The following is a 25,256-nucleotide window of genomic DNA, read 5'->3' on the forward strand; positions in this document are numbered from 1 at the left end:
CACCCCGGCCCGGCAGCCGGGGTTCTCCGGTCTCCACCGGTGCCCTACCCCGGCGCGGGACCGGGGCGGGCGCCGGTCGCCGCTTCCTGCCCGTTGTTCCGGAACGCCCTCTCCAGCGCGTGACGCAGACCGAGGGTCTGGCCCTCCTGGTACGCACGTGCGTACTCGATGTCACCGAGGGACGTACGGGCGTTGCGGATGCAGCGTTCGCGGTGGGAGGTCAGGAGAGCGAAGCCGAAGAGCCGAGGGGTGCCGGACGGGTGCCACACGCGGTCCACGGCCCCCAGTACGACTGCCGCCGAGCGTACGTCGCCGTAGGAGGAGGACACCCAGGCCAGGGTCTCGCCGAGGACTGCCTCTCCCAGGTGTTCGTCGATCTCCCCGGTGTGCTGGAGCGCGCGGTGCAGGAGTCGCAGGGCGACCTCCGGTCGCTCGGCCTCGCCGTGGTCCACGGCGAGGGCCCACAGCAGGTAGCACCGGTGCCATGTGTCCCCTCGGGCCTCGGACATCGCGAGGGCCTGTTCGAGCAAGGCGGTGGAGCGTGCACGGTCGCCCTGGATGACGGCGGTGAAGCCGAGTTGGGCGATGCACTGTGCGTGCGTCAACAGGGAGTCGGACCACTGTCCGATCGCCAGGGAGGACCGCGCGTATGCCGCCGAGGCCTCCGTGTCGCCGGAGATCAGTGCCGCCAAGCCGCGTAACTGGAGGAATGCGGCGAAGATTTCGGCCCTGCTCGCCCGGTGCGCGGAGGGGCCCGTGGAGCCGGACGCGGCGGGCATGCCGGCCAGGGCTCGTTCGCCCCGGCTGATCATGTCCCCGGTCCTGCCGTGATCCCCGTGGAGAAGCAGCAGGAAGCCGGCCACCCAGACCGCTTGGCACCAGATGCCGACGGCCTCGGGGGACGGAGGCCGCGGGTTCCGTTCGAGTGTCTTGCGCATCCAACGTGCGCCCTCTCCCACGTTGGCCGACGTCAGACAGTGCAGCCAGAAGCCGAGGGAGGCGCGCAGTACGGTCTCCGCCGGTTCACCGACCGGGGGCGGTGCGGTGACGATCTGCCGCAGATTGGGGTGTTCGGCGCGCAGGCGACGCAGCCAGCCGGCCTCTTCGCGGGAGCCGTAGGCGTTTCCCGCTCGTGCGGCCAGGCCGAGATACCAGGCGCGATGGCGTCGTAGGGCGTGCTGTGCCCGGCCGCTTTCGGCGAGGCGTTCCTGCCCGTAGGCGCGAACGGTCTCAAGCATGTGCAGACGGGTCTGGCCGCCGGTCTCCTCGCTGGTGAGCAGTGACTTGTCCACGAGCCCGGCCACGGCTTCGAAGGCGTCGTCGGCTGCGTCGGAAACGGGCACGTCATGTTCGCCGGCGCTTGCGCAGAGTTGCTCGGCATCGGCCAGCAGCGCCCCGCCGGAACACAGCGACAGCTGCTGCCAGGCCCTTCGCTCTGCCTCGGTGCACAACTCGTAGCTCCAGTCGAAGAGCGCGCGCAGTGCCTGGTGGCGGGGGTGAACCGTGCGGTCACGGCCGCCGGGACCGAGCAGGCGGAACCGGTGGTCGAGTCGTTCCAGAAGTTCCTCGATGGTCACTGTGCGCAGCCGGCGTGCGGCGATCTCCAGGGCGAGGGGAAGGCCGTCCAGCCGCCGGCACACGCGGGCGACGGTGTGCCGGTTCGCCTCGGTGACCCGGAAGCCGGGCGAGGCCGCCTCGGCCCGGTCGGCGAAGAGAGTCACGGCCGGTGAGGCCATGGGGTCCTCGTCCCCGGCGGGGCCGTGGAGCGGATGACCACGCCCCACGGCCGGCAGGTCCAGTGGCCTCACCCGCAGCACGTGCTCGGCGCCGACGTCGAGTGGTTGCCGGCTGGTGGCGAGCACGCGGAGGTCCGGCAGGAGCGCGAGCAGGTCGCGGACGGCGTGGGCGCAACCGTCCAGCACGTGCTCGCAGTTGTCGAGCAGGAGGAGGACCTTCCGTCCGCGCAGTGCCCCGGCCAGCGTGTGCAAGGGGTCCTGCCCCGACGCGACCTCCACGCCGACGGCCGAGGTGACCGCCTCGACGATCGCGTCGCCGCTGCCCAGGTCGGCCAGCTCGGCACAGTACGTACCGTCCTCGAACCGCTCGGCCACCTCACGGACGATGCGCCTGGCCAGCCGGGTCTTGCCGACCCCGCCCGTCCCGACCAGCGTGACCAGCCGGCACCGCTCCAGAAGCCCGCTGCCGGCGGCCAGTTCGGGCTCGCGGCCCACAAAGCTCGTGGCCTCCGCCTGGTCGGGACGACGCCGGGTGGCGCGGGAGGCCTTCTCCCGCTTCTCGGCCCCGTGGACCTCACGTCGTACGGACTCCCAGCGCTCTTCCCATCCGTGCGGGTCCCCTCCGCAGGCGCGGACGTAGGCGCGGAGTACCTCTCGGGTGGGGAGCCGCTGCCCGGCGGCGGCCTGGGACAGGGTGCTGGCGGAGTACCGGGCCGCCTCAGCCATCTCCGTGTAGGTGAGCCCGGCCCGGTGGCGCAGAGCCCGCAGCCCCAGCGCGAAGCGTTCGAGCGGACCCTCTCGTGGGTCGAGCGGCTGTTCCCGACGCCCCGGCCTGCCCGCCAACTCGGACCACCTCCCGGACATTCGGATTGATTCATTGATTATGGCTCCTCCCGCCAGGTGGCGAACAAATCCCGCCGTCCCCGATGCTCAAGATCAATCACCCGTCGGCAGCGGACGCCGGGGACGGCGCGGCGCTCTGATCGAACTGGAGCGCCATCAGCGGAGGAAGAATGACACTGGATCTGCGACGTCGAGGGTCGGCCGAAGAGGACATGGTCTTTTTCGCGATGCCCTACGACGAGAAGGAACTGCCGAACGGCCGCGTGGAGAACTTCGACGATCTGTACGAAGGTCACTTCGAGGACTGGATCAGGAACTGGGAACTGCGCGCCGAGCGCGCCGACAAGGCTCCGGGTACCACCGAGAGCGCGATGGACGTCGCCTGGTCCGGGATCGACCGGGCCGGCTTCGTGGTCGCCGATCTCTCCGTTCCCTCGACGTCCGTCGCCATGGAGCTGGCCTGGGCGCTGTGCCTGAGGAAACGGCTCGTGGTGATCGCGCACGAGGGCGCCGTGGTGCCCAGCAACACCCAGGGGCAGTTCCGCGTGGTGTCGTACGAGTGGAGCTTCAGGGGCCTGGCCAAGCTGCGCAGCAGTCTGCACGCGGAGATCGAAGCGATGCGTCAGCAACGGCGTGAGCCCGAGATGGATCTGCGCCCCTATATCCCCGACCAGTTCCGCGCCAAAGCCAGGGTCGAGGAGATCAGCGAGGACCATATCCGAGTGCGCGACATCCGCAATCCGCGTCGCATCGCCGAGATGCACAAACAAGACGTGAGCTACCGGGACGTCGTCCCGGACCACATGTCGCAGAGGTTTTTCGTCGGCAAGGAAGTCTCCGGATTTTTCGTGAATCGGGAGAACACCCTCATCTTCACGCAGCAGGAAGGCGAAGATCCGTGGGAGGAGTGGGAACAGACCTATCGGCGTGGCTCGGCATTCACCGCACGCGTGTACGAGGTGAACAAGGCGGGTGTCTGGGTCGAGTTGCCCGGCGGCGGCCGCTCCCGGGTGCGGGACCATGAGGCGACGGGGCTGAAGGAGCAGGACGAGGTCCCCGTCGTCATCAGGTGGATCGACCGGGCGCGCCAGCGCATCGACATCGCGCTCGCCAACCAGCCGACCGGTGTGCCGGCTGCCACCATTCCGCCTCCGGCCCCGTCGCTGGACGCGTACCCCCGGGTCGGGGAGCGACAAGGTGCGACCGTAAGCGTCCCGAACGCGGGATTCGTGCTGGTGAAGCTGGACGGATACCCGGACCTGCCCACGCTCGCCCTGTTGCACGCGCGCAGGATGTCGCAGTCGCTGCGCGAGGAACTGGAGGCCAGCCGGGTCGAAGAGGGCAGGCGGGTGTGGGTCGCCGTCGAGGAGGTCGCCCCGTCCCGCAACAAGCCGGGAAGGATCGACATCAAGGTGCGCGAGGTCGAGGGGGAACTGCCGCCGCCGGAGGCCGGGGACGCCGAGGAAGTGCCCGCGTGAGTGCTGACGCGACGGACGCCCACGCCCTCACCGAGTTGGACGACCGACTGTGGAACGGCGGCCTGGACGCCAGGCATTACACCGCGGACAGGGAGAAGTACCAGGCGGCGATCATGGAGCAGTACAGGCTCTGCGTGGAGATGGCCGACCGGATCAGCGCCCGCAGGAGCCTGACCAACACCTTCTTCCTGACGGTCAACGCGGCTCTGCTGGCCGCCGTCGGCGCGGTCGGCGGCACCGTCCTGCGGGGCACGCCGGCCTGGGGGCTGGTGGTGGCCGGGCTCGTCGCCGTGGGCCAATGCGGAGCCTGGTTCCTGCTCATCACCTCCTACCGGCAGCTCAACCGGGCGAAGTACAAGGTCATCGGCGCGCTCGAGCAGCGGCTGCCCGCGCGCTCGTACGACGCCGAGTGGGCGGAACTGGGCGACGGGAAGACGCTCAGGCAGTACGTCCCGCTCACGCTGGTGGAGCTGTGGATCCCGGCCCTGTTCATCGTGTTCTACGTGGCGGCAGGCGCCGCAGCCCTGAAGTCGGCCTGACGGCCGGGCCGGACCGGGCTGAGCCAGGAATCGGGGAGCAGGAGGCAGGGGGCAGGGAGCGCCTGGCGCGCGTCACCCCGTCGTGCCGAACCACGCCTCCGCGAGCACCGGGAGTGTTTCCGCGCCGGGTACGGGCAGTTCGCGCAGGTACCAGGGGAGGTTGCTGTACACGTGCAGGAGCGTGTACGCGAGCAGTACCGACGGGTCGAAGGTGTGGCCGTACGCCTTGGCCAGGCGGGCCAGCAGGTCCGGGTCGCCGCCGGTGACGAACAGGCCGACGCCCACGAAGTCGTAGGCGCGGTCACCGATCATGGCGGGTTCGAAGTCGAAGAGCCCGGTCGGCCGCCACCCGTCGGGGTCGACCAGGAGGTGCTGCCGCATCACCTCGGTGTGCAGCAGGCAGCCGTCCGGGTCGCGCGGCAGCGGGACCGAGGCCAGGAAGTCGGGGATCTGCTCCAGCCAGCCAGCCAGCCGGCCGGCAGCCCGTGGGCGCGCTGCTGTCGTACGGCGCCGGCTCGCTGACGGTCCAGGAAGGCGCCCCAGTCGCCGGGGCCGAGGACGTCCCCGAGGGGACCGGGGTCGAGGGAGTGCAGTACCGCGAGGGTTTCCCCGACCTCGGTGACGAGCCGTTCGCGGTGGTCGCGGGGCACGCGGTCCCAGGCGCGGGCGAGGTTCTCGCCGCGGAGGCGGGACATCAGGACGTACTGCCAGCCGTTCTCGCAGGGGCCGAAGTCACGGACCCGCGGGGTCGGTGTCGGCAGCCGTCCCTGGAGGTGGGTGAGGACGCGGCCCTCCGCGATGCCGTGCTGCGCGGCGGCCCCCGGGAACAGCTTGAGCACGTGCTCGTCGCCCACCGCGTAGACCGGCTGGGAGCCGTCCGGGAAGCGGGTCAGCGGTTGGCCGGCGAGGCCCAGGCGTGCGCACAGGTCGGCCGCACCGCGGCGCATCACCGTCTCGTCGGGGACGACCGCGTCCCACTCTTCGTCCGATTCCACCGGGGGCAGCATGACCGGGACGCTAGGCCACCGCATGCCGGGGAGCAACGGAGATTCGCCGCTCCTCCTTCCGGCGTACGCCCGGTAGCCCCGGTCTGCCCTGCGGGCGACAGTGGCAGGGGGCGGGCGCCGTCGGCGTCCCGTCCCGGCACGCCGTACGCGAGGGAGCGTCGATGGCACGGAACGCGGGGCGGCGACGTGCGCGTCAGTCCGTGGCCGGGCGGCCCGGCGGTGTCCCGTGAGCCACCCGGGCACCCTCGTCCTGATCCTGGCCGCCGCGGTCCTGGCGCCGGTCCTCGTCCACGCGACGGGGCGGCGGGTCCGCGTCCCCCTGGTCATCTTCGAGATCGCGCTCGGCATCCTGATGGGTCCGGACGTGCTCGGCTGGGCCCGCCCCGACGACGTCGTCGACACGCTGGCCGACCTCGGCCTGTCCATGCTCATCTTCCTGGCCGGCTACGAGATCGACTTCGCCGCCGTCCGGGGCGACACCCTGCGCCGCTCCCTGTGGTCCTGGCCGATCGCCCTCGTCGCCGGGATCGCGTTGGCGCTGCTCGTCAGCGGCGGTGACGTCTTCGAGGCGTTCGTCGTCGGCACCGCGCTCACCAGCACCACGCTCGGCACCGTACTGCCGATGCTGCGGGACAGCGGCGAGCTGCGCGGCCGGTTCGGGACGGTGATCTCGGCGTTCGGCGCGGTCGGCGAGTTCGGGCCCGTGATCGCCGTGGCGCTGCTGCTCAGCGGGCGGCGGCCGGCCGAGTCGGCGGCGCTGCTGGCCGCGTTCGGGGCGATCACGGCCCTCGCCGTGTTCTGGGCACTGCGCCCGAGACCGCCCTGGTTCGCCCGGCTGACCGAGCTGACCCTGCACAGCAGCGGCCAGTTCGCGGTCCGGTTCGTGATGCTGCTGCTCGCCTGCATGCTGGGCCTCGCCGAGGTCTTCGGACTCGACGTCCTGCTGGGCGCGTTCGCGGCCGGCGTCCTGACCCGGCTCGTACTGCACCGGGCCGCGCCCGCGAGCAGCGGGGAGGTCCTCGGCAAGGTGGAGGCCATGGGCTTCGGCTTCCTCGTGCCCCTCTTCTACGTGGTCACCGGCATCGAGTTCGACCTGGACGCGCTGCTGCACGACCCGGGGGCGCTGCTGCTGGTGCCGGGGTTCCTGCTGCTCTTCCTGCTGGTGCACGGTGGCCCGGTCCACCTCCTCGCGCCCAGGGACCTCGGCCGCGGGGACCGGGCGGCGCTGGCGCTGTTCAGCTCGACGTGCCTGCCGCTGGTCGTCGCCATCACGACGATCGGCGTCGACCAGGAGCTGATCGCCACGGACCGGGCGGCTTCGCTGGTCGGTGCCGCGATGGTCTCCGTGCTCGTGTTCCCGCTGGTGGCGGCGCGGGTACGGGGGACGGGCCGGACGGCACCCGCGACGGGCGGGGCCAAGGAATCCGACTCGGAGGCCTGGTGACACCCCACCCTGGACCAGGTACCCCCGGGGGGTATATCCTCTCTGCCATGGACCGCCACATGGACCACAGCACGCACCACACCGCCCCCGCAGGCGCCGGGAACGGTCGGACCCACGGGCACGGGCACGGGCACGGACAGGGACACGGGCACGGCACCACGTGGGCGACCGCCATGCAGGCCACGCTGCACTGCCTCACCGGGTGCGCCATCGGCGAGATCCTCGGCATGGTCGTCGGCACCGCGCTGATGTGGGGCAACGTGCCGACCATGGTGCTGGCCATCGCCCTGGCCTTCGTCTTCGGCTACTCCCTCACCCTCTTCGCGGTGGTGCGCGCCGGGGTGTCCATGAAGGCCGCGGTCAAGGTGGCGCTGGCCGCCGACACCGTCTCCATCGCCGTGATGGAACTGGTCGACAACGGGATCATCGCCCTCGTACCGGGCGCGATGGACGCGCACCTGTCGGACGGGCTGTTCTGGTACGCCCTGCTCGGCGGCTTCGCCGTGGCGTTCGTGATCACCACGCCGGTCAACAAGTGGATGATCGGCCGCGGCAAGGGCCACGCCGTCGTCCACGCCTACCACTGACCGCGCGTACCACTGACCGCGCGGGTCTCGGCCCGGGTCAGCCCAGGCCGGCGAGCAGTTCCTCGCACGCCTGCTCACAGCTCCGGCACGCCTCGGCGCAGACCCGGCAGTGCTCGTGCATGTCGGCGTGCCGGGCGCACTCGTCGCCGCACGCCGCGCAGACGGTCGCGCAGGCCTGGAGCACGGCCCGGGTCACGTTGGCGTCGTAGCCCGTGTGCCGGGACAGGACCGCGGCCGTGGCGGTGCAGACGTCGGCGCAGTCCATGTCGGTGCGGATGCACTTGGCCAGATCGGCGACGGTGGGCTCCGACAGACAGGCGTCGGCGCACGCGGTGCACGCCTGGGCGCACCCGAGGCACTCCTCGATGCACCTGGCCATGGCCTCCCGGTCCACGCCGCCCAGGTCGGCCGGGTAGGTACGGAGCAGGTCGTTGACGGTGGTGGGCATGGTGGCCGCTTCCCTTCCGTTCACGCGTACGACTGGGTTCCGGCCGGGTTTCACCGTGCGGCGCACCGCAAACCGCCGCCGCACACCTGTCGGTATGCTCCCCGCCGTGGCCGTCCGCCGACCGAGAACAGCGAGAAGAGCGCCGTGACCCCGTACGACTCCAGGAACGAGAACGAGTACGAGTACGAGAAGGACGGCGCGGCCATCTACCGCCAGTCCTTCGCCACCATCCGCGCGGAGGCCGACCTGTCCGGGCTGCCCGCCGACGTCGGCCGGGTCGCGGTCCGGATGATCCACGCCTGCGGCATGGTCGACCTGGTCCGCGACCTGTCCTGGTCCCCCGGCGTCGTCTCCCGTGCCCGCGAGGCCCTGCTGGCCGGTGCGCCCGTGCTGTGCGACGTGCGGATGGTGGCGAGCGGTGTGACGCGCGCCCGGCTGCCCGCGGACAACGACGTCGTGTGCACCCTGTCCGACCCCGCCGTCCCCGAGCTGGCGGCCCGGCTCGGCACCACGCGCAGCGCCGCCGCGCTGGAGCTGTGGCGCGACCGGCTGGACGGCGCCGTGGTCGCCGTCGGCAACGCGCCCACCGCGCTCTTCCGGCTCCTGGAGATGATCGACGAGGGGGCTCCGCGCCCGGCCGCGGTCATCGGCGTACCCGTCGGCTTCGTCGGTGCCGCCGAGTCCAAGGACGCGCTGGCCGCCCACCCGTCCGGGACGGAGCACCTCGTCGTACGGGGGCGCCGCGGGGGCAGCGCGCTGGCCGCCGCCGCGATCAACGCGATCGCCCGCGAGGAGGAGTGACGCGAGGAGGAAGGCGGAGGGAGGAGGGCGGACGGACACGGACAGCGGCCGGTACGGGACTCGGTACGGCTCTTGGTACGGGTCTCGGTACGGGGACTAGGGCCGGTGGCCCGCCTGTGCCTCTCTGACCCACTGGGCCGCCTGTGCGGGTTCGGCCACGACCGGTACCCCCTCGGGCACCGGGGGCCTGCGCACCACGAGCACCGGCAGCCCCGCCTCACGGGCCGCCGTCAGCTTCGGGGCGGTGGCCGCTCCCCCGCTGTCCTTGGTGACCAGGACGTCGATCCGGTGCCGGCGCAGCAGCTCGCGCTCCCCGTCGAGGGTGAAGGGGCCGCGGTCCAGCAGGACCTCCATGCGGGGCGGGCAGGGCGCCTCGGGCGCGTCGACGGACCGTACGAGGAACCACGGGTCGGCCAGGGCGGCGAAGGCGGCCAGGCCCATGCGGCCGATGGTCAGGAAGACCCGCCGGCCGAGCGCGGGCAGCAGCTCGGCGGCCTCCGCCAGGGAGCCCGCCTCGTGCCAGACGTCGCCCTCGACCGGCCGCCAGCCGGGGCGGCGCAGCGCGAGTAGTGGGACCCGGGTGGTGGCGGCGGCGTGTGCCGCGTTGCGGGTGATGGTGTCGGCGAAGGGGTGCGTGGCGTCGACGAGCAGGTCGACGGCGTGCCCGCGAAGCCAGGCGGCGAGTCCTTCGGCGCCGCCGAAGCCGCCGATGCGTACCTCGCCCGGTGGCGTCCTGGGCGCGGAGACCCGTCCTGCCAGGGAGGTCGTCACACGGAGCCCTGCCGGCTGTCCGGCCGCCAGCAGTTCGGCGAGGCGGCGGGCCTCCGTGGTGCCGCCGAGGATGAGCACGTGCACGGCAGTCCGTCTCCCTTCCCCCGGTTCCCGCTTCCCCCGGTTCCCGCTCCCCGGTTCGCGCTCCCCGGTTCGCGCTCCCCGGTTCGCGCTGTCGGTCGCGTCGAGCCAAGCACATCCGCCGGCCGAGTTGCCGGACGGGGCCGATGCGAGAAGGTGAGGAAGGTGAGGGGGGAAGGCCGCGAAGGGAGAGCATGCGGTGACTGGCGATCCCATCGGCGACGCCGCGGTACTCAACGCGCTGTTCGCCAACTCGCCCCAGGGCCTGTTCGTCTTCGACTCCGAGCAGAAGGTCACCCGCTACAACCCCGCCGGCCGGGGGGTGCGGGGGCTGTCCGAGGAGGACGTCGTAGGACAGGGCATCGCCGACTTCGCCCCCGGGTTCGAAGCGGGCGAACTCCAGGGTCTGATCGACGAGGTCCAGGCGACCGGCGAGGCGTTGCGCGGCCGGCTGGTCCGCGGCAGGGCGCCGTCCGGCCCGCACCGCACCCTCGCCGTCGAGGTGTCCCTCTTCCCGCTGCACGACCTCGGCGACGGCAAGCCCGGTCTGGTGGGCGTGGTCGAGGACGTGACCGAGCGGCAGGCCGCGGCGGACCGGCTCGCCGTGCTCAGCGAGGTGCACGCGAGAGTCGGCTCCACGCTGGACGTACGGACCACCGGCGACGAGCTGGTGGCGGCCCTGGTGCCCGCCTTCGCCGACGCGGCCACCGTCGACCTGCTGGACGACGGTGTCGTCGCGGCCGAGCGGGCGGCCGGTCCCCCGCCGACGGAGGTTCCGCTGCGCCGGGTGGCCTTCGCCCCGCCGACCGCCGAGGTGAGCCGCAAGGAGGGCGACAGCCGCCCGCTGCCCTTCCCCACCCCGTACACCCAGGTCCTCAACGACATGCGGGCCCGGCTGGTCCGGATCTCGTCCGACGACCCCTGGCTGTCCACCGACCCGGAGGGCTTCGAGCCGCTGGTCCGGACCGGCGTGCACTCCATGATCGTCGCCCCGCTGCTGGCCCGGGACACCGTGCTCGGGCTGCTGACCCTGTACCGGCACCGGACAGACCCCTTCGAGGAGGCCGATCTGGACGTGGCCCGGCAGGCGGCGTTCACCGCCTCCGTGCACCTGGACAACGCACACAGCTACCGGCGCGAGCACACCGTGGCGGCCGCGCTCCAGCGGCGGTTGCAGCCCGGCGCGATCCCGCTGCTCTCGGCGGTGGAGACCGCCCACGTGTACCTTCCCGAGAGCGCCGGCGGCGACTGGTTCGACGTCGTCCCCCTGTCCGGCACGCGCGTCGCCCTCGTCGTCGGTGACGTCTCCGGCCACGGCATCGAGGCGGCGGCCACGATGGGGCAGCTCCGCCTCGCCGTGCGCACCCTCGCGCTTCGGGACCTGGAGACGGACGAGCTGCTGACCCACCTGGACGAGGTCGCCTCCCAGCTGGCGGACGCCTCCGGGCCGGGTCCGGGCGCCCCGGTGGCGACCTGCGCGGTCACCGTCTACAACCCCGTCTCCCAGCACTGCACCATGGTCCGCGCGGGGCATCCCGCACCCGTCGTCATCGACCCGGACGGAGTCCCCCGCACCGTGGACGTCCCCCAGGGGCCGCCGCTCGGGACCGGCGGCGGACACGTCTTCACCCCGGCCGTGCTCGAACTGGCGCCCGGAACCCTGCTGGCCCTGCACACCAACGGCCTCACCGGGGGCGACGGCGACCAGGGGGACGCCGCCCGGCGCCGCCTCGAACACATCCTCGCCTCCACGACCCGGCCGCTTCAGGAGCTGTGCGACACCGCCGTCTACCACATGGCGCCCTCCCGCCACGACGACGCCGTGCTCCTGATCGCGCGCACCCGCGCCCTGTCGCCGGAGCACGTCGCGGACTGGACGCTGCCCGCCGACGCCTCCGTGGTGGGCACCGCCCGGCGGCTCGTCGACCGGCAGCTCGCCTCCTGGGGCCTCGACGAGGCGGCCTACACCACCGAACTCGTCGTCAGCGAACTCGTCACCAACGCCATCCGCTACGGCAAGGGCCCGGTACGGCTGCGGCTCATCCGCGACCGGGGCCGGCTGCTGACCGAGGTCACGGACGCCAACAGCGCCAGCCCCCATCTGCGCCGGGCCCGGGAGAACGACGAGGGCGGCCGCGGCCTGTTCATCGTGATGCGGCTCAGCACCCACTGGGGCGTCCGGCACAGCCGGCACGACAAGACCATCTGGTCCGAGCAGCGGCTCGACGCGGGGCCGCCGGACACGTCCGGCCTGCTGGACGCCTTCGACGTGACGGAGGCGGCGGAACCGTGAGCGGCCCCGCGGTCACCGTTCCGGTCCGCCGGCGGCGTGCCGCGCGTGCGGGCCGGCCGGGAGGGGGCGGGGGTCGGCGGCGCGGGTGATGGCGGACTCGACGGCGGCGACCCGGTCCGCGAGCAGGCCCAGGGCGGCGACGGCCTGGGTGAGCGGGTCGTCGCCGGGGCCGCCGCCCAGGGTGCGGGCGCGGACGTGGGCGGTGCGCACCTCGGCCCAGCGGTCGGCCTGCTCGGGGGTGAGCGTGCCGCGCAGCTCGGCGAGCTTGAGGAGGTTGGCCTCGGCCCCGTGGGTCAGGGTCTGCGCCTCGGCGGTGTAGTGGTCGTCGAGGACGGCGGCGCGTTCGGCGTCGTTCATGACGGGGCGAATGCGCTGGGCGATCTTGTTCATGTTGCGGTAGGAGCCCTGGAGCCGGAAGGCGGGTTCGGTACGGGTCTCGTCCGACCGGGCCGCGGAGGCGATGTAGGCGGCGTTGACGGCCAGCACCGTCTCGCGGACGGCCACCAGGTGGCGCAGGACGGACAGGATCCGCTCCAGTTCGGCCGGCGGGTAGGCGTGGTCGAGGCGGTCGGCTCGTGCCGTGGGGTCGCCGGTGGCGAGGCGGACGAGCAGCTCCAGGTCGGCACGGTCGCGGCCGGCGAGCGGGGCCAGGACCGGGTTGGCGGTGAGCGCGTTCTCCAGGAAGCTGAGCGCGAAGGCCTCCTCCTTGCCGGTGAGGACGTCGCCGAGGTTCCAGACGTCGGCCCGGTTGGCGAGCATGTCGGGGACCTGGAAACGGGCACCGGACTCCGTGTAGGGATTGCCGGCCATGCAGACGGCGAAGCGCTTGCCGCGCAGGTCGTAGGTGCGGGGTGCGCCGTCCCACACGCCGTCCACGCGGCGGGTGGCGTCGCACAGCGGGATGAACTTCTGGAGGAGCTCCGGGGAGGTGTGCTGGATGTCGTCCAGGTAGAGCAGCGTGTTGTTCCCGGCCGCCAGCGCGAAGTTGATCTTCTCGACCTCCTGGCGTGCGGTGGCGTTCGGGGCGTCGGCCGGGTCGAGCGAGGTGACGCCGTGGCCGAGCGCGGGGCCGCTGGCCTTCACCAGCATCAGACCGAGGCGCTCGGCGACGTACTCGACCAGGGTCGTCTTGCCGTACCCGGGCGGGGAGAGCAGCAGCAGGAGGCCGCCCGTGTCGGTGCGCTTGCCGTCGCCGGTGGCACCGAGCTGTTTGGCCAGGCTGTCGCCGACGAGCGGCAGGTAGACCTCGTCCACGAGGCGGTTGCGGACGAAGGCGGACATGACGCGCGGCCGGTGGTCGTCCAGGCGAAGGCGGGCCCGCTCGGCGCCCACGAGGGCGGTACGGCGCCGCTGGTAGGCGCGGAACGCGGGGACGTCCTCGGCCGCGAAGCGCGCGGTGCGGGCGAGGAACTCGTCGAGGCGCAGCGGCAGCCGGCCACCCGTTGTGCGCGGGTGGCTGCCCAGCAGGCCCTCGGCCGTGGCCGTCGGCGGGGCGTCCCCGTCGTAGCGGGGCAGGTCCGGGCACAGCTCGGCGGCGACCGCCTCGGCCAGGTCGCCGGGGGTGAGTCCGGTGCCGGTGGCGGCGGCGTACGAGGAGATCCACGCCTCGGCGAGCTGCCCGCGGGCGGCCAGGTCGTCCAGCGCGGCCAGGTCCTCGTCGTAGGCCGGGGTGCCCACGGTGCGGCGGAACTTCTCCAGGAGCGTGCGGGTGCCGGCACCGAGGACGAAGCCGTCGGGGTCGGTGGTCAGTTCGTGAAAGAGGTACGCGGCGGCCGCGGGGCCGTCCACCGTCTCCACCGGCCCCGGCCCCGGCCCCGGCCAAGCGCCGACGGCCCCCGCCAGTTCCTCCTCCAGGGCCTCGATCGCCGCGGAGAGGCCGAAGGTGTCGCGGGCGCGGGCCAGGGAGCGGGCGCGCCGGGTCCACGTCTCGCGGGCCCGCGGGGTGGTGCCGTGGGCCCAGAAGAGCTGGGCGGCGGCGCGGGCGGCCGGTTCGTGGCGGAGGGTCCCGGCCCTGTCGTACAGGGGCAGCAGCGCCGTCAGGACGGCCGTCGCGTCGTGGTCGTGCACGCCCCGCTCGTAGCCCTCGTCGTACGCCTCCTGCGCGGCCTCGCGGACGAGGGCGGGCAGGTCGTCGGCGCCGGCGAGGGCGCTCGCGCCGTGCTCCCGGAGCAGGCGGGCGGCGAGGTGTTCGGCGCGGTAGACGCTGGGGGACTCCGAGGGGAGGGTGCGGTCCCAGTGGGCGCGGGTGGCCGCGAAGTCCGGGTCGGTCACCGGTGAGCGGTAGTCCGTGCCGGTGAGGGCGAAGGCAAGCCCGTCGCCGTCGGGGACGAGGGTGAGGTCGAGGGGCTGGGTGTTGACGGCGAAGCGGTGGGCGCCCAGGCGCAGGGTGCGGCCGTCGTCGGCGTACAGGTCGGTGCGGTCGCGCAGGGCGCGGGCGGCCTCCTGGCGGGCCGACTTGAGGCGCCCGTCCAGTTCCTCGGCACGGACGGTGTCGCCGAGGGCGCGCAGTTCCTCGGCGGTGCGGCGGACCTTGGCCGGCATGGGGTCGGAGGCGAAGTACGTGCTGACCGCGTCGGCGTCGGCGAGCGTGGCGCACCGCCGGGTGATCGTCTCCATGATCCGGGCGGCGGAGGCCGCGAGTTGCTCCGCGCGGCGGGCGCGGGTGTCGGCGAGGGCCTGCTTGCGGGCGGCGAGCGCGTCGTAGATCTCGGTGCGCTTGCCGGCGAGTTCGGCGAGGAAGCCGTCGAACTCCGCGAAGCGGGACTCCAGGTCCTCCAGACGGGCCAGCAGCCGCGCCAGCTGGTCGTCGCAGCGCTCGGGGGTGTCGGCGGCGGCGAGCGCCGCGGTGACCGCCTGCCCGAGCAGGGCCGTCTCGGCGGTGAACTCGGCGCGGCCCTCGTGGTCGAGCAGGGTACGGCGGCGGGCGTCGAGGGTGGCGCGGGCGCGGTTGACGCCGCCCAGGACGGCGGCGACGCGTTCCAGCAGGGCGGTGCGGACCGTGGCGTCGCCCATGTCGAGCTCGGCGACGACGTCGGTGACCGTGCGCAGCCCGTCGGCGAGTTCGTCGAGCCGGGCGGCGACCGGCCCGGCCTCGGCGACGGTGGTGATGGCCTCCGCGTCGGCGACGAGCGCCTCGACGTCCGCGCGCTGGGCGTCGAAGGCGTCCTCGCGGGCGAGGAAGGCCACGGCCCGCCGGCCCAGCTCCGCGAGGGACGCCTCGGCCTCCTCGGCGAGGGCGTCGATGCCGGGGGCGTCGGCGTACCGCATCTCCTTGACGGTCAGCAGGTGCCCGTGGGCGTGCCGCAGTTCGGTCAGGCCCCGTACCCAGGCGGCGGCCTCCTTGGGCGCCTCGCCGCGCAGCCGCCGGACCACCGACGCGATCCGTTCGGCGGCCTCGTCGCGGGCCTCGGCCGCCCGCCGGGTCAGGTCCCGCACCGTCTCGAACTCGGCCAGCACCTGCTCGGCGGTCTCCCGGACCGCGGCCAGCGCGCCCGCCAGGTCGCCCAGGTCCGCCTCGCCCAGCCAGTGGTGGCCGTCGGCCGCGCGCACGCAGGAGGCGGCTAGCGCCCGGTAGCCCTCGGCGGTGGTGATGCCCTCGCCGACGGCCCCGGCGACGGACAGACAGGCGGAGATGCCGCGCACCAGGTCGGCGTTGCCCACGCGGGCCAGGGGTCCGCTCCCGGTGGGCGCGGCGGCGGCGTGCGTGTCGGAGACGTACGGCGAGTGCCACAGCTGCACGGGGTGCACCTGGGCGGGTTCGTCGCCGTCCGCGCGCAGCACGGTGAAGGTGCCGTCCTCCGCCAGGGCCCAGCCCCGGCAGGGCAGCGGGTTCGCGACCTCCTTGCGGATGGTGTTGTACGACAGCAGCAGGCCCCGGCTCTCGCCGCGCGCGTGGAATGCGTACAGCACGTCCTCGCCGTTCGGCGAGCGCATCTCCCGCTCGAACTCAAGCCCGGCCGCGTCGAGTTCGTACGACTTGTGAACGCCGGTGGCCAGGCAGTAGCCGCCGGGGAAGACGATGCCCTGGTCGTCGGGCAGGCGGCGGCAGGCCAGGCCGATGCCGTCCAGGCGGACCACCGACTTGGTGAGGGTGTTGAAGACCAGGTACCGGTCGGTGTCCTCCTTGTAGGGCCGTACGCGCAGCAGGATCAGGGCGCCGACCCGGGCGTGCGCGATGTCGGCGTCGGCCAGGGACTGGAGGGGTTCGTCGACGGGCTCGGAGTAGACGCCCCCGGCGGTCTCGGTGTCGTCCTCCAGCTTGACGGTGAGGGCGCCGCCGACCGCGCTGACATGGAACTCGCCGCGCACCGACACGTGCGGGTGGCGGCCCAGGACGTGGTCCTCGCGACTCGCGGCGGTCCACTCGAAGTCGTGGGACGGGGGGAACACGTCGTCGCGTTCGCCCCGCGCGTCGAGGAAGGCCGCCCGCCCGTCCTCGGTGAGTTCCCAGCGCAGGACGCGGATGTCGTCGGCCTTCTCGCCGGTGCGGAAGACGGCCAGCAGCCTGCCGCTGACGGGGCGCAGCCGCAGCAGCCGGGCCTGCCGGTAGTAGCGGTGCAGGTCGGCGAACTCCCGTGCGAAGGCCGGGTCGTCGAGCAGGCCCGGCACCGCCGACTCGGGCAGCGGGTTCAGGTCGCGGTCGTACAGCGTGAAGACGTCCGCCACGGCCGCCGTCCGGGTGTGGTGGCCCGGGCGGCCGGTGGAACCGAGGAGCAGGGCGTCGCTGACGGCGGCGAGGTCGCGGGGCACCCCCGGGTGCTCGGTGCGCAGCCGCTCGGTGGAGGCCAGTTCCAGCCGGGCCGAGCCGAACTCCGCCACCCGGCGGGTGTTGAGGAGTCCGGCGCGGCGGGCGAGGTCGGCGCTCTGCGCGGCGAGACGGTCGCGCAGCACCTCGTACGCGCCGGCGTCGGCGGTGTCGTACGCGACCGTGGCGGATGTGACCGTGGCGGACGTCGTAGCCGTCTCCGCAGCGGTGGCCATGAGCGGTTGGTCCCTTCCAGGAGGCGGGGGGTGCCGAAGCCGCCGACCCCCGTACGGCGGTCCCGGCACCCGGTCTGTGGTGGCCGGTCAGACCCTGGCCGTGCCGTTCGGCGCGGTGAGCGGGGTGTCGGCGAGGCCCAGTTCGCCCGCGCGGTCCAGGAGGCGCTGGACCTGCCCGGCGTCCGTGCCGCCCGACTTCATCAGCTTCATCAGCAGCGCGGAGACCGTCAGGTTCTGCGCGTCGGCCGTGGAGAAGGAGCCCAGCACGCGGGTCAGGTCGTCGGTGAAGCTCGACGAGCCGTCCAGCCAGGGCCCCGCGAGGGCCTGTGCCGTCTCGGAGTGCTTGACGAACCCGTCGACGCCCTTGCCGAGCGCGATCGAGGACAGCAGGCGGTCGAAGAAGACCGTGTCGCCGCCGACGATGTCGATGTCGGCGTTCTCCAGACCGGTGGCGAGCACCGTGGCCTGGGCCTCGGCGACCTGCCGCTGCACGTCGAGCCCGGCCAGCCGGATGTCCTTCTCCGCCTGCAGGCGCAGCCGGTACTCCTCGTGGCCGCGCGAGGCGTCGTCCAGGGCGGCCATCGCCGCGGCCTTCTCGGTGAGCCCGGCGGCCTCTGCCTTGAGCTTGCCGCCGATGGCCTCCGCCTCGGCCAGGGCCTTGGCCCGCGCGCCCTCGGCCTCGGCGCGCATCCGGGCACCGGTCGCCTCCGCCTCCGCACGGCCGGCCTTCTCGATGACCTCGGCCTCCTTGTCGCGGACCTGGACCGCGGCCAGCCCCTGCGCGGCGGCCTCGGCCTGGAGTCCCTCGGCCATCCGCAGCTTGGCCTGCGCCTCCAGGTCGGCGCTCTTCAACCGGGCCTCGGCCATGGTGAGTTCCTCGGCGGCGCGGTGGGTGGCCGCGGCCTCCGCGGCCTCGGCGGCCTTGATGTCCTTGACCAGCCGCTCCTGCGCCTGGGCCTCGGCGGCGATGATCACGGTCTGCCGGTCTCGCTCCGCCTCCTCCACGGCGCGCAGCTTCTTGATGGACTCCTCCTGCTCGGCGACCGTGCGGTCCACGGCGACGCGCTCGCGGATGACCTCGGCGATGTCCCGCTTCTCCGCCTCGACCTCCTTCTCGGCGGCGATCCGGGTCAGCTCGGTCTCCCGCTCCCGGCCGATGGCCTCCAGCATGCGGTCCTTCTCGATGCGCTCGTTCTCCACGGCGATGACCCGCTCGCGGTTCTTCGCGGCGACCGCGACCTCACGGGCCTGGTTCTCGCGCTGCACGCCGAGCTGCTCCTCCGTGCGCAGGAAGGCCGCCTGCGCGCGCAACCGCTCCTCCTCCACCACCCGTGCCGTCTCGGCCTCCTCGCGGGCCCGGGTGGTGTCGATCTCGCGCTTCTGCTTGATCTCGGCGTCGGCCTGCCGGCGCTCCAGCTCCAGTACGGCCTCGCGCGCGTCGACGTTCTGCCGGGTGATCTCCTTCTCCTCGGTGCGCCGGGCCTCGTTGGTGCGCACGTGCTCGACGGCCGTCAGCTCGGTGATCTTCCGAATGCCCTGGGCATCGAGGACGTTGGCCGGGTCCAGCTGGGTCAGCGGCGTCTGCTCCAGGTAGTCGATGGCCGCGTCCTCGAGGTGGTATCCGCTGAGGTCGACGCCGATGACCTCGATGATCCGGTACCGCAGCTCCTCGCGCTTGGTGTAGAGGTCGGTGAAGTCCAGCTGCTTGCCGACGGTCTTCAGCGCCTCGGAGAACTTCGCGTGGAACAGCTCCTGGAGCGTGTCCCGGTCGCTGGCGCGGGCCGTGCCGACCGCCTGGGCGACCTTGACGACGTCCTCGGCGGTCTTGTTGACCTTGACGAAGAACGAGATGCGGATGTCCGCCCGGATGTTGTCTCGGCAGATCAGCCCCTCCTTGCCGGCCCGCGTGATCTCGATCGTCTTCACCGAGATGTCCATCACCTCGGCCTTGTGCAGCACCGGCAGCACCACCTGACCGGTGAAGGTCACGTCCACCTTGCGCATCTTCGAGACGATCAGCGCCTTGCCCTGCTCCACCTTGCGGAAGAGCCGAGAGACGCCGAACAGCACGACGGCGACGAGGAGCAGGCAGACGAGGGCGAGGACACCGATGACTTCCATGGCATACGTCCTTACGGCGGGAGAGGGCTGTCACGGGCGGCCGGTCGTGGTGCGGCCGGCCGCCGCAGCCGTGGGTGTGGTGACGCCCGTTCGGACGGGCGCGGGCCGGGCGTCGGGTCTTCGGGCACACCGCGCCCCTGCGGGGCCCCGGCAGGGGCGGGAGGCGGGTTTCAGACGGCGCGGCGGCCGTGTGCCGCGGCGCCGGCGGCGCGAAGGGCGCGGCCGGGTTCGTCAGGACGGGGGCGGAGCCGGTGGAGGGGGCGAACGAACGGACTGTGCGTCGTCGTCTTCGACGTCTTCGTCTTCGACGTCTTCGTCGTCTTCGTCTTCGTCTTCGTCGTCTTCGTCATCGTCCGGCCCCCTCTCCGCAGTGCTCCCCGTGCGCCCCATGATGCGTGGCGGTGCCACCTGTCCGCATTGCCGGTTCCCGGAAGCGTTCACCCGGCCTTGGGTGCCGGTGAACCGCCCCGGGAGGACCGGCGGAGCGATCAGCGGGGCGGCCATACCGGAAGCCGATCGGAAGCGCATCGGAACCCCGGAAATCTGGTTCCGGAAGCGCCGCCACTGGTCGGATCGGTCGATGCACATGGCACATCGGCCCACTCGGGGCGCGTGCCGTATCCGCCCGGCCGGATACCGGCGGCAATGAGGTGACAGATGAGCAGTACACGCGTCCCGTCCGGCGCCCGGGGTTCCTACCCCGCACCGGGGCTCGCACTCACGCCCGGCCCCGTACGCAACCAGGCCCTGACCGTGATCGCGGTCCCCTTCGTCCTCATAGTCGTGCTGGCCGTCGTGCTCGCCACGACCGGCCCGGACGACGGGGCGCCCGCCACCGACGGGCTCTACGGCAGCGGAGCGCTGCCGGGCTGGGGGTCCGGCACGACCGACGACGGCACGACCGACGACGGCACCTCGGGCGACGGCACCGACCCCGACGGCGCGTACGGCAACGGCACGTACGAGGACGGCACGTACGGCGACGGCACGACCGACGACGACACGTACGGCGACGGCACATACGGCGACGACACCACGGACGGCACCCCCACGGACGACACCACGACCGACGACACGGCCACCGAGGACACCACCTCCGACGGGAGCGGGCCGGAGGCGACCGTGACGGCCTACTTCGACGCCATCAACAACCGCGACTTCGCGACCGCGTGGGAGCTGGGCGGCAAGAACCTCGACCAGGACTACGACTCCTTCGTCGCCGGCTTCGAGACGACCCTGCGGGACGACGTCACCGTGACCGGCACGTCCGGCGACGACGTCTCGGTCACGGTCGTGGCCCGGGAGACCGACGGCACGCAGACGACGTACGAGGGCACCTACACCGTCAGCGGCGGCGTCATCACCTCGGCCGACATGCGGGAAGGGAACTGAGCAGCCATGACCACCCACGCCGCCCCGCCGCCCCCGGACGCCACGAGCAACGCCACGCGCCTGCTGTGCGCGGGCACCTACCTCGACCCCGTCTACCGCAAGGCCGTCATCCGGGAGCTGCTGACCCACCGCTACCGGGTCGTGGCCCCCTCCTACGGCTACGACGCCGCGCCCGTCCTGGCGCACGCCCTGGCCGCCCACAACCTGCGCCGCAACCAGCTGATCGCCCTCGGCGCGGGCGCGGTCGTCATCGCGCTGCTCATCGCCGCGGACGTACTGGACGGCTGGACGGCCGCCCTGTTCGCGTTCTGGCTGGCCTGGGCCACGATGTTCCTGCGCAGGCTCGCCATCCTGCAGACCCTCGCCGAGCACCTCGCGCCCCCGGCGGACGACCGCGCCGGGTTCGACGGCTCCCACCCGATCACCTCGCGCCTCACCCCGGAACTCGTCGGCAAGATCAACCGGGAGCAGGCCTCGGACACCGTGTACTACGGCGGCTACAAGCCCTTCGTCGGCGCCGGGGGCTCGGTCAAACGGTGGGCCAACGCGGAACTGCTGCTCGGCGTTCCGAAGTCCCGGGCCGGCGCGCTGGGCCAGAACCTGCTCAACGGACACCTCCCCGCCCAGCACGGACCGGCGGACGGCGCGGACGGCACGGGCGGCACGGGCGAAGCCGGAAGGACGGAACGCAAGCCGATCATCCCCTTCACGGTCGAGGACATCACCACCCGGGTCTGCGAGGAGCTGCTCGCGGAACTGCGCGACAAGCCCGCGCCGAGCGACCGCGTCGAGCTGCTCTCCGTCGACCGGCGCCGGTTCACCAAGGCGGTGCGGACCGCCGAGGGCAGCGACCCCGTCGCCGTGCTCCTGGACACGCCCGACCCCGGCCACCCCGACCACACCGCCGCACACTGGCGGGAGGACTACGACGCCCGCCGCGAGTACCTGTGCGTGCGCATCGGAGCCTGGCAACAGGAGCTGGTCACCTCGGTGTTCATCGGCTTCGACATCAAGGGCAGCACGCTGCACACCGAGTTCTACACCTACGTACTCGGTCCCCTGCCGGAGAGCTTCCACCTCGCCGACCGGCTGCCGGCCGCGATCGACGGCAAGCTCATGTGCCGCATCGCCTGGGACGTGACCCGCAGCGCGCCCGGCGAGCTGCTGCGGCTGATCGCCAACCCGCTGCGCGAACGGCTGCCCAGCCGCCACTCCACCGACACCGTCCGCAAGCTGGTGGGCCAGCCCGCCGACACCAGCGAGTTCCGGCTCGGCCGCTACGCCCTGACCGCGGTGGACTGCGGCGCCCTCACCAGCGTCCGCGAGCTGGCGCCCGACCACTCCTTCCACCACTTCTTCCAGGAGTCGGACGCGATCAAGTACATCCAGATCATCGAGCGCCATCTGCTGCAGATCGTCGGCGACTTCCTGCGCGACCACGACGTCGACACCCGGGAGCACGAGGCGAACCAGACCAACATCCTCCAGCAGAACTTCGGCGCCAACAGCACCAACAACTTCGGCGGCAACCAGAGCGTCGGCAACACCAACACCACCCAGACCTTCGGCAACAACTCCGGCGTCACCAGGGAGGCACGGCAGGCATGAGCGGCCAGCAGTTCCACGGCAACAGCTTCGGCCAGGGCAGCACCAACAACTTCGGGGGCAACCAGAGCACCGGCAACACCGACACCACCCAGACCTTCGGCGACAACTCCCCCGTCCACGCCGCGCCGCCCGCGCCGTCCACCCCGCCCGCACAGCCGTACGCCGACGGATGGCGGCGCCCGGCCGCCGCGGTGCCCCGGGACGCCGAGCGGGCCCGCAGCGTCTTCGTCGTGCACGGCCGGGACGACCAGGTGCGGCGCGAGATGTACGAGCTGCTGCGCCGCCTCGACCTGCGGCCCAAGGAGTGGGAGGACCTGGTCCGGGCGACCGGCCAGGCCTCCCCCTTCCTCGGCGACGTGGTCGCGGGAGCCCCCGCCCAGGCCCAGGCGGCGCTGGTCCTGCTCACCCCGGACGACATCGTCACCCTCCACCCGGACCTGCGCGGCCACGACGAACCGGACCACGAGACCCGGCCGGTGTGCCAGCCGCGCCCGAACGTCCTGATCGAGCTGGGCATGGTGCTGATGGCCTACCCGGAGCGCACGCTGATCGTCGAGGTCGGCGCGGTGCGGCCGATCGCCGACATCGCGGGCCGCAACGTGGTCCGCTTCGACGGCTCCGAGACGGCGCTCGGCAAGGTCGTGGAGCGGCTGAAACTGGCGGGCTGCACGGTCAACGACACCGGCTCCGACTGGCGCCAGACCTACCCCTTCCGCCACCTGTCCGCCTACCGCCGCCGGCCGTAGGCCTCCTGCCACCGCCGGCGCAGTCGTCCGGCGGATCCGGCGCCGCTCGGGGGACCGGCGCAACCGGCCCCCGGGGCACGTCCCGTCACCGCGGTACGTGTCCCGGGGGCCGGCCCCGCACGAACCGACCGAAACCACAACTCCCCCAAACGGACAATTGATACGCTGCCGACACCTCTCCCGCGACCACCGGTCGGGAGAGTGTGAAGCGAGTGGAGACCACTTGTATGGCGCGCATCCGTGTGAGCGTCCTGGGTCCGGCCAGGCTCGAAATCGACGGCGTACCCGCCCGGTTGACCCCGTTGACGACACGGCTGCTGGTCCGGCTGGTGGCGGCGGACGGCGAGCCCGTCCCGGTGCGCCGGCTGCACCGGGACGTGTGGGCACTCGACGGCGAGCAGCCGCACGCGGCGCAGCGCCACCGCAACGAGGTGCAAAAGCGCGTCCTCGAACTGCGCCGCGCCCTCGATCCCGCGCAGCGCGGTGACGGCGCCCGGGTGCTGCGCACCGAGCAACTGCTGGCCGGCCCGGCGCCCGAGACGGCGTACCGGCTGGTGCTCGCGCCCGGCGAACTGGACTGCGCGGAGTTCACGGACCTGGTCGACTCCGCGCTGCTCGCGGCGCCCGCGTCGGCCGCCGACCGGCTGGCCGCGGCGCTGGCCCTGGTGCGCGGCCGCCCCCTGGCCGAGGCGGGCGACGAGGACTTCGCGCGGCCGCTGGTGCGCCGGCTCACCACGCTGTACGAGACCGCCCGCCGCCAGCTGATCCGCAGCCGGATGGACCTGGGCCGCCACGACCTCGCGCTGCCGGTCGCGGAACGGATGGCCCGGGAGCGGCCGGACGACCAGGACGTCGCCGAGCTGCTCGGCGCCCTGCGGGCCCGGCTGCGCGAGCGGCACGGACGGGAGTTGCTGCGGCAGCCGTTCCCCGGCGCCGGTGACCTCGTGGTGGTGCGGGGCGACCTGTTCGACCAGGACGACGCCAATCTGGTCGTCGGGTTCACCGACACCTTCGACACCGCCACCGAGCAGGACCTGGTGATCAGCCGGGACAGCGTCCAGGGCCAGCTGGTGGAGCGGTTGTTCGGCGGGGAGCGCAAGCTGCTGGACGACCGGATCCAGGCCGGACTGCGGGCGTTCCGGCCGCTGCGCACCGAGCGGCCCCAGGACAAGCCGCGCGGCCGGCGCGTCCGCTACCCCCTGGGCACCACCGTGCCGCTGACGGTGGGCGGCCGCCGGGTCTTCGCCGTGGCCTACTCCCGGCTCGGCAACGACCTCGTCGCCCGCTCCGGACCGGCCGAGCTGCGGGCGAGCCTGGACACCCTGTGGCCGGCCGTCGCCCGGTACGGGATGTACCGGCCGCTCGCCATCCCCCTGATCGGCTCCGGGCTGGCCCGGATCGTGGAGCTGGACCGCACCCGGCTGCTGCTCATGATCGTGGAGAGCTTCGCCGACCACTGCCGCCGCGATCCGGCGACCGCCCCGGAGCTGCGCGTCGTGATCCGCCCGGCCGACCTGGAGCGGACCGACCTGTCGGTGCTCGGCACCTATCTGCGCACCAGGCGCCTCCCCGGCACGAACACCACCGCCGGCGCCGGCACCAGCGCCGACGTCGGCGCCGGCATCGGGAGTCAGGACACCGGTGCCGGCGCCGGCGACAGCGGTGGGGCGTACGGCCGCCGATGACGTCGACATGCCCCTACGGCATCAGCGATCCCGCTTCCGGAACCAGCGGCGCACCGCTTCCGAACCGCTTCCGGTTCCGGGTTCCGAGTGCCGGGTTCCGGCGCCGGTCCGCGCCGGTCGGCGGCCCTTCCTACCGGGAGTCCGCCCGGCGCGCGGCCCCCGCCGGCCACACGACGTCGACGGGGATCCCCGCCTCCCGGGCCGCGAGCACCAGGTCGGCGGTGCCGCCGCCCCGGCCGCTGGGCGGTTCGCCGTTCCACACGGCCACCAGCCGGTCGGCACGTTCGAGGAGCAGGGCGTTGGCGGCCTCGTACGCCTGCCGGTCGGCCCTCTCGCGGGGCAGTACGACGACCTCGTCGGCGGCGGCGGCGAGGCGGTCGAAGAGGGGGGCGTCGTCGGGCTCGACCGTGCTGCGGCGGTAGTCACGCGAAGGGACGACGACGACCAGGCGACCGCCGACGGCCAGTACGGCTTCGGCGAACAGCGAGTCGGCTCCCTTGGCGATGCAGGAGATCCCGACCAGCGTCTTCCCGGATCCCGGCCCCCCGTCCCGGTCCCGGTCCACGTCCCGGTACCGGGCGAGCAGTTCGTCCAGGGCGGCGCGGACCGCGGGGAGGCTCTCCTCCGTCAGGTCCATGTGCCCGGTCACCGCGAGGGCCGTCACGCTCTCCCCCTCGGTCGATGGCCTGCCGGCAG

General features: G+C 73.1%; 17 protein-coding genes and 1 pseudogene. 10 read left to right on the forward strand and 8 right to left on the reverse strand.

Annotated elements, in window-relative coordinates; translation table 11 throughout:
- Nucleotides 1–44: 44 nt before the first annotated feature.
- Entirely contained in the window at nt 45–2,579 is a 2,535-nt protein-coding gene (locus tag ACFYZ3_RS33390) for an ATP-binding protein (protein ID WP_388525704.1), read from the reverse strand.
- Nucleotides 2,580–2,749: 170 nt separating this feature from the next.
- Between ACFYZ3_RS33390 and ACFYZ3_RS33395 the strand changes: the two genes are divergently transcribed.
- Complete coding sequence (locus ACFYZ3_RS33395) at nt 2,750–4,057, forward strand: hypothetical protein (protein WP_388525707.1); 1,308 nt, start codon at nt 2,750–2,752, stop codon at nt 4,055–4,057.
- Nucleotides 4,054–4,596, forward strand: coding sequence for a hypothetical protein (locus tag ACFYZ3_RS33400; RefSeq protein ID WP_388525710.1), 543 nt, complete (start codon nt 4,054–4,056; stop codon nt 4,594–4,596). The genes ACFYZ3_RS33395 and ACFYZ3_RS33400 overlap by 4 nt, the downstream gene beginning before the upstream one ends.
- Nucleotides 4,597–4,668: 72 nt before the next feature.
- Here the strand turns inward: ACFYZ3_RS33400 and ACFYZ3_RS33405 are convergent.
- A pseudogene (locus ACFYZ3_RS33405) lies at nt 4,669–5,603 on the reverse strand (phosphotransferase).
- A gap of 226 nt (nt 5,604–5,829) precedes the next feature.
- Between ACFYZ3_RS33405 and ACFYZ3_RS33410 the strand changes: the two are divergent.
- Nucleotides 5,830–7,047, forward strand: coding sequence for a cation:proton antiporter (locus ACFYZ3_RS33410; RefSeq protein ID WP_388525713.1), 1,218 nt, complete (start codon nt 5,830–5,832; stop codon nt 7,045–7,047).
- Nucleotides 7,048–7,106: 59 nt separating this feature from the next.
- On the forward strand, nt 7,107–7,634 hold the full coding sequence (locus tag ACFYZ3_RS33415; protein ID WP_388525869.1) for a DUF4396 domain-containing protein: 528 nt from the start codon (nt 7,107–7,109) through the stop codon (nt 7,632–7,634).
- 37 nt (nt 7,635–7,671) lie between these two features.
- Here ACFYZ3_RS33415 and ACFYZ3_RS33420 read toward each other — a convergent pair whose 3' ends face one another.
- Nucleotides 7,672–8,082 carry a four-helix bundle copper-binding protein gene (locus tag ACFYZ3_RS33420; protein ID WP_388525716.1) on the reverse strand — a complete coding sequence of 137 codons (411 nt, stop codon included), beginning with the start codon at nt 8,080–8,082 and terminating at the stop codon, nt 7,672–7,674.
- Between the two features lie 144 nt (nt 8,083–8,226).
- Here ACFYZ3_RS33420 and ACFYZ3_RS33425 point away from each other — a divergent pair, with 144 nt between their 5' ends.
- Entirely contained in the window at nt 8,227–8,883 is a 657-nt protein-coding gene (locus ACFYZ3_RS33425) for a precorrin-8X methylmutase (RefSeq protein WP_388525719.1), read from the forward strand.
- A 96-nt stretch (nt 8,884–8,979) separates the two neighbouring features.
- Here the strand turns inward: ACFYZ3_RS33425 and ACFYZ3_RS33430 are convergent, their stop codons facing one another.
- Complete coding sequence (locus ACFYZ3_RS33430; RefSeq protein ID WP_388525721.1) at nt 8,980–9,738, reverse strand: cobalt-precorrin-6A reductase; 759 nt, start codon at nt 9,736–9,738, stop codon at nt 8,980–8,982.
- A gap of 196 nt (nt 9,739–9,934) precedes the next feature.
- Here ACFYZ3_RS33430 and ACFYZ3_RS33435 point away from each other — a divergent pair, with 196 nt between their 5' ends.
- Nucleotides 9,935–12,028, forward strand: a complete 2,094-nt coding sequence (locus tag ACFYZ3_RS33435) for a SpoIIE family protein phosphatase (RefSeq protein WP_388525723.1) — start codon at nt 9,935–9,937, stop codon at nt 12,026–12,028.
- Nucleotides 12,029–12,040: 12 nt separating this feature from the next.
- Here ACFYZ3_RS33435 and ACFYZ3_RS33440 read toward each other — a convergent pair whose 3' ends face one another.
- From ACFYZ3_RS33440 to ACFYZ3_RS33450, 3 genes are all read right to left on the reverse strand, one after another.
- Entirely contained in the window at nt 12,041–17,008 is a 4,968-nt protein-coding gene (locus ACFYZ3_RS33440; protein ID WP_388525726.1) for a DNA repair ATPase, read from the reverse strand.
- An 87-nt stretch (nt 17,009–17,095) separates the two neighbouring features.
- Nucleotides 17,096–19,129 carry a flotillin family protein gene (locus ACFYZ3_RS33445; RefSeq protein ID WP_388525729.1) on the reverse strand — a complete coding sequence of 678 codons (2,034 nt, stop codon included), beginning with the start codon at nt 19,127–19,129 and terminating at the stop codon, nt 17,096–17,098.
- A gap of 170 nt (nt 19,130–19,299) precedes the next feature.
- Entirely contained in the window at nt 19,300–19,479 is a 180-nt protein-coding gene (locus ACFYZ3_RS33450; protein ID WP_388525732.1) for a hypothetical protein, read from the reverse strand.
- A 307-nt stretch (nt 19,480–19,786) separates the two neighbouring features.
- Here ACFYZ3_RS33450 and ACFYZ3_RS33455 point away from each other — a divergent pair, with 307 nt between their 5' ends.
- The 4 genes from ACFYZ3_RS33455 (at nt 19,787) to ACFYZ3_RS33470 (ending at nt 24,560) form a co-directional block, all read left to right on the forward strand.
- Complete coding sequence (locus tag ACFYZ3_RS33455; RefSeq protein ID WP_388525735.1) at nt 19,787–20,521, forward strand: hypothetical protein; 735 nt, start codon at nt 19,787–19,789, stop codon at nt 20,519–20,521.
- Between the two features lie 6 nt (nt 20,522–20,527).
- On the forward strand, nt 20,528–22,129 hold the full coding sequence (locus ACFYZ3_RS33460; RefSeq protein ID WP_388525738.1) for a hypothetical protein: 1,602 nt from the start codon (nt 20,528–20,530) through the stop codon (nt 22,127–22,129).
- On the forward strand, nt 22,126–22,875 hold the full coding sequence (locus tag ACFYZ3_RS33465; protein WP_388525741.1) for a TIR domain-containing protein: 750 nt from the start codon (nt 22,126–22,128) through the stop codon (nt 22,873–22,875). Before ACFYZ3_RS33460 ends, ACFYZ3_RS33465 begins: the two co-directional genes overlap by 4 nt.
- A gap of 227 nt (nt 22,876–23,102) precedes the next feature.
- A complete protein-coding gene (locus tag ACFYZ3_RS33470; protein ID WP_388525744.1) occupies nt 23,103–24,560 on the forward strand; it encodes a macro domain-containing protein in 1,458 nt (485 codons plus the stop codon).
- A gap of 130 nt (nt 24,561–24,690) precedes the next feature.
- Here ACFYZ3_RS33470 and ACFYZ3_RS33475 read toward each other — a convergent pair whose 3' ends face one another.
- Nucleotides 24,691–25,224: a hypothetical protein gene (locus ACFYZ3_RS33475; RefSeq protein ID WP_388525747.1), complete on the reverse strand. Its 534-nt coding sequence runs from the start codon at nt 25,222–25,224 to the stop codon at nt 24,691–24,693.
- Nucleotides 25,225–25,256 lie beyond the last annotated feature (32 nt).

This window comes from Streptomyces sp. NPDC001599 (genome assembly GCF_042893535.1).
Taxonomy (GTDB): domain Bacteria; phylum Actinomycetota; class Actinomycetes; order Streptomycetales; family Streptomycetaceae; genus Streptomyces.

Bases quoted from the DNA above. Each gene is read 5' to 3' on its own strand.
- ACFYZ3_RS33395 (WP_388525707.1), top strand. From the start codon at position 2,750: ATGACACTGGATCTGCGACGTCGAGGGTCGGCCGAAGAGGACATGGTC.
- ACFYZ3_RS33415 (WP_388525869.1), top strand. From the start codon at position 7,107: ATGGACCACAGCACGCACCACACCGCCCCCGCAGGCGCCGGGAACGGT.
- ACFYZ3_RS33420 (WP_388525716.1), bottom strand. From the start codon at position 8,082: ATGCCCACCACCGTCAACGACCTGCTCCGTACCTACCCGGCCGACCTG.
- ACFYZ3_RS33440 (WP_388525726.1), bottom strand. From the start codon at position 17,008: ATGGCCACCGCTGCGGAGACGGCTACGACGTCCGCCACGGTCACATCC.
- ACFYZ3_RS33445 (WP_388525729.1), bottom strand. From the start codon at position 19,129: ATGGAAGTCATCGGTGTCCTCGCCCTCGTCTGCCTGCTCCTCGTCGCC.
- ACFYZ3_RS33450 (WP_388525732.1), bottom strand. From the start codon at position 19,479: ATGACGAAGACGACGAAGACGAAGACGAAGACGACGAAGACGTCGAAG.
- ACFYZ3_RS33455 (WP_388525735.1), top strand. From the start codon at position 19,787: ATGAGCAGTACACGCGTCCCGTCCGGCGCCCGGGGTTCCTACCCCGCA.
- ACFYZ3_RS33460 (WP_388525738.1), top strand. From the start codon at position 20,528: ATGACCACCCACGCCGCCCCGCCGCCCCCGGACGCCACGAGCAACGCC.
- ACFYZ3_RS33465 (WP_388525741.1), top strand. From the start codon at position 22,126: ATGAGCGGCCAGCAGTTCCACGGCAACAGCTTCGGCCAGGGCAGCACC.
- ACFYZ3_RS33470 (WP_388525744.1), top strand. From the start codon at position 23,103: ATGGCGCGCATCCGTGTGAGCGTCCTGGGTCCGGCCAGGCTCGAAATC.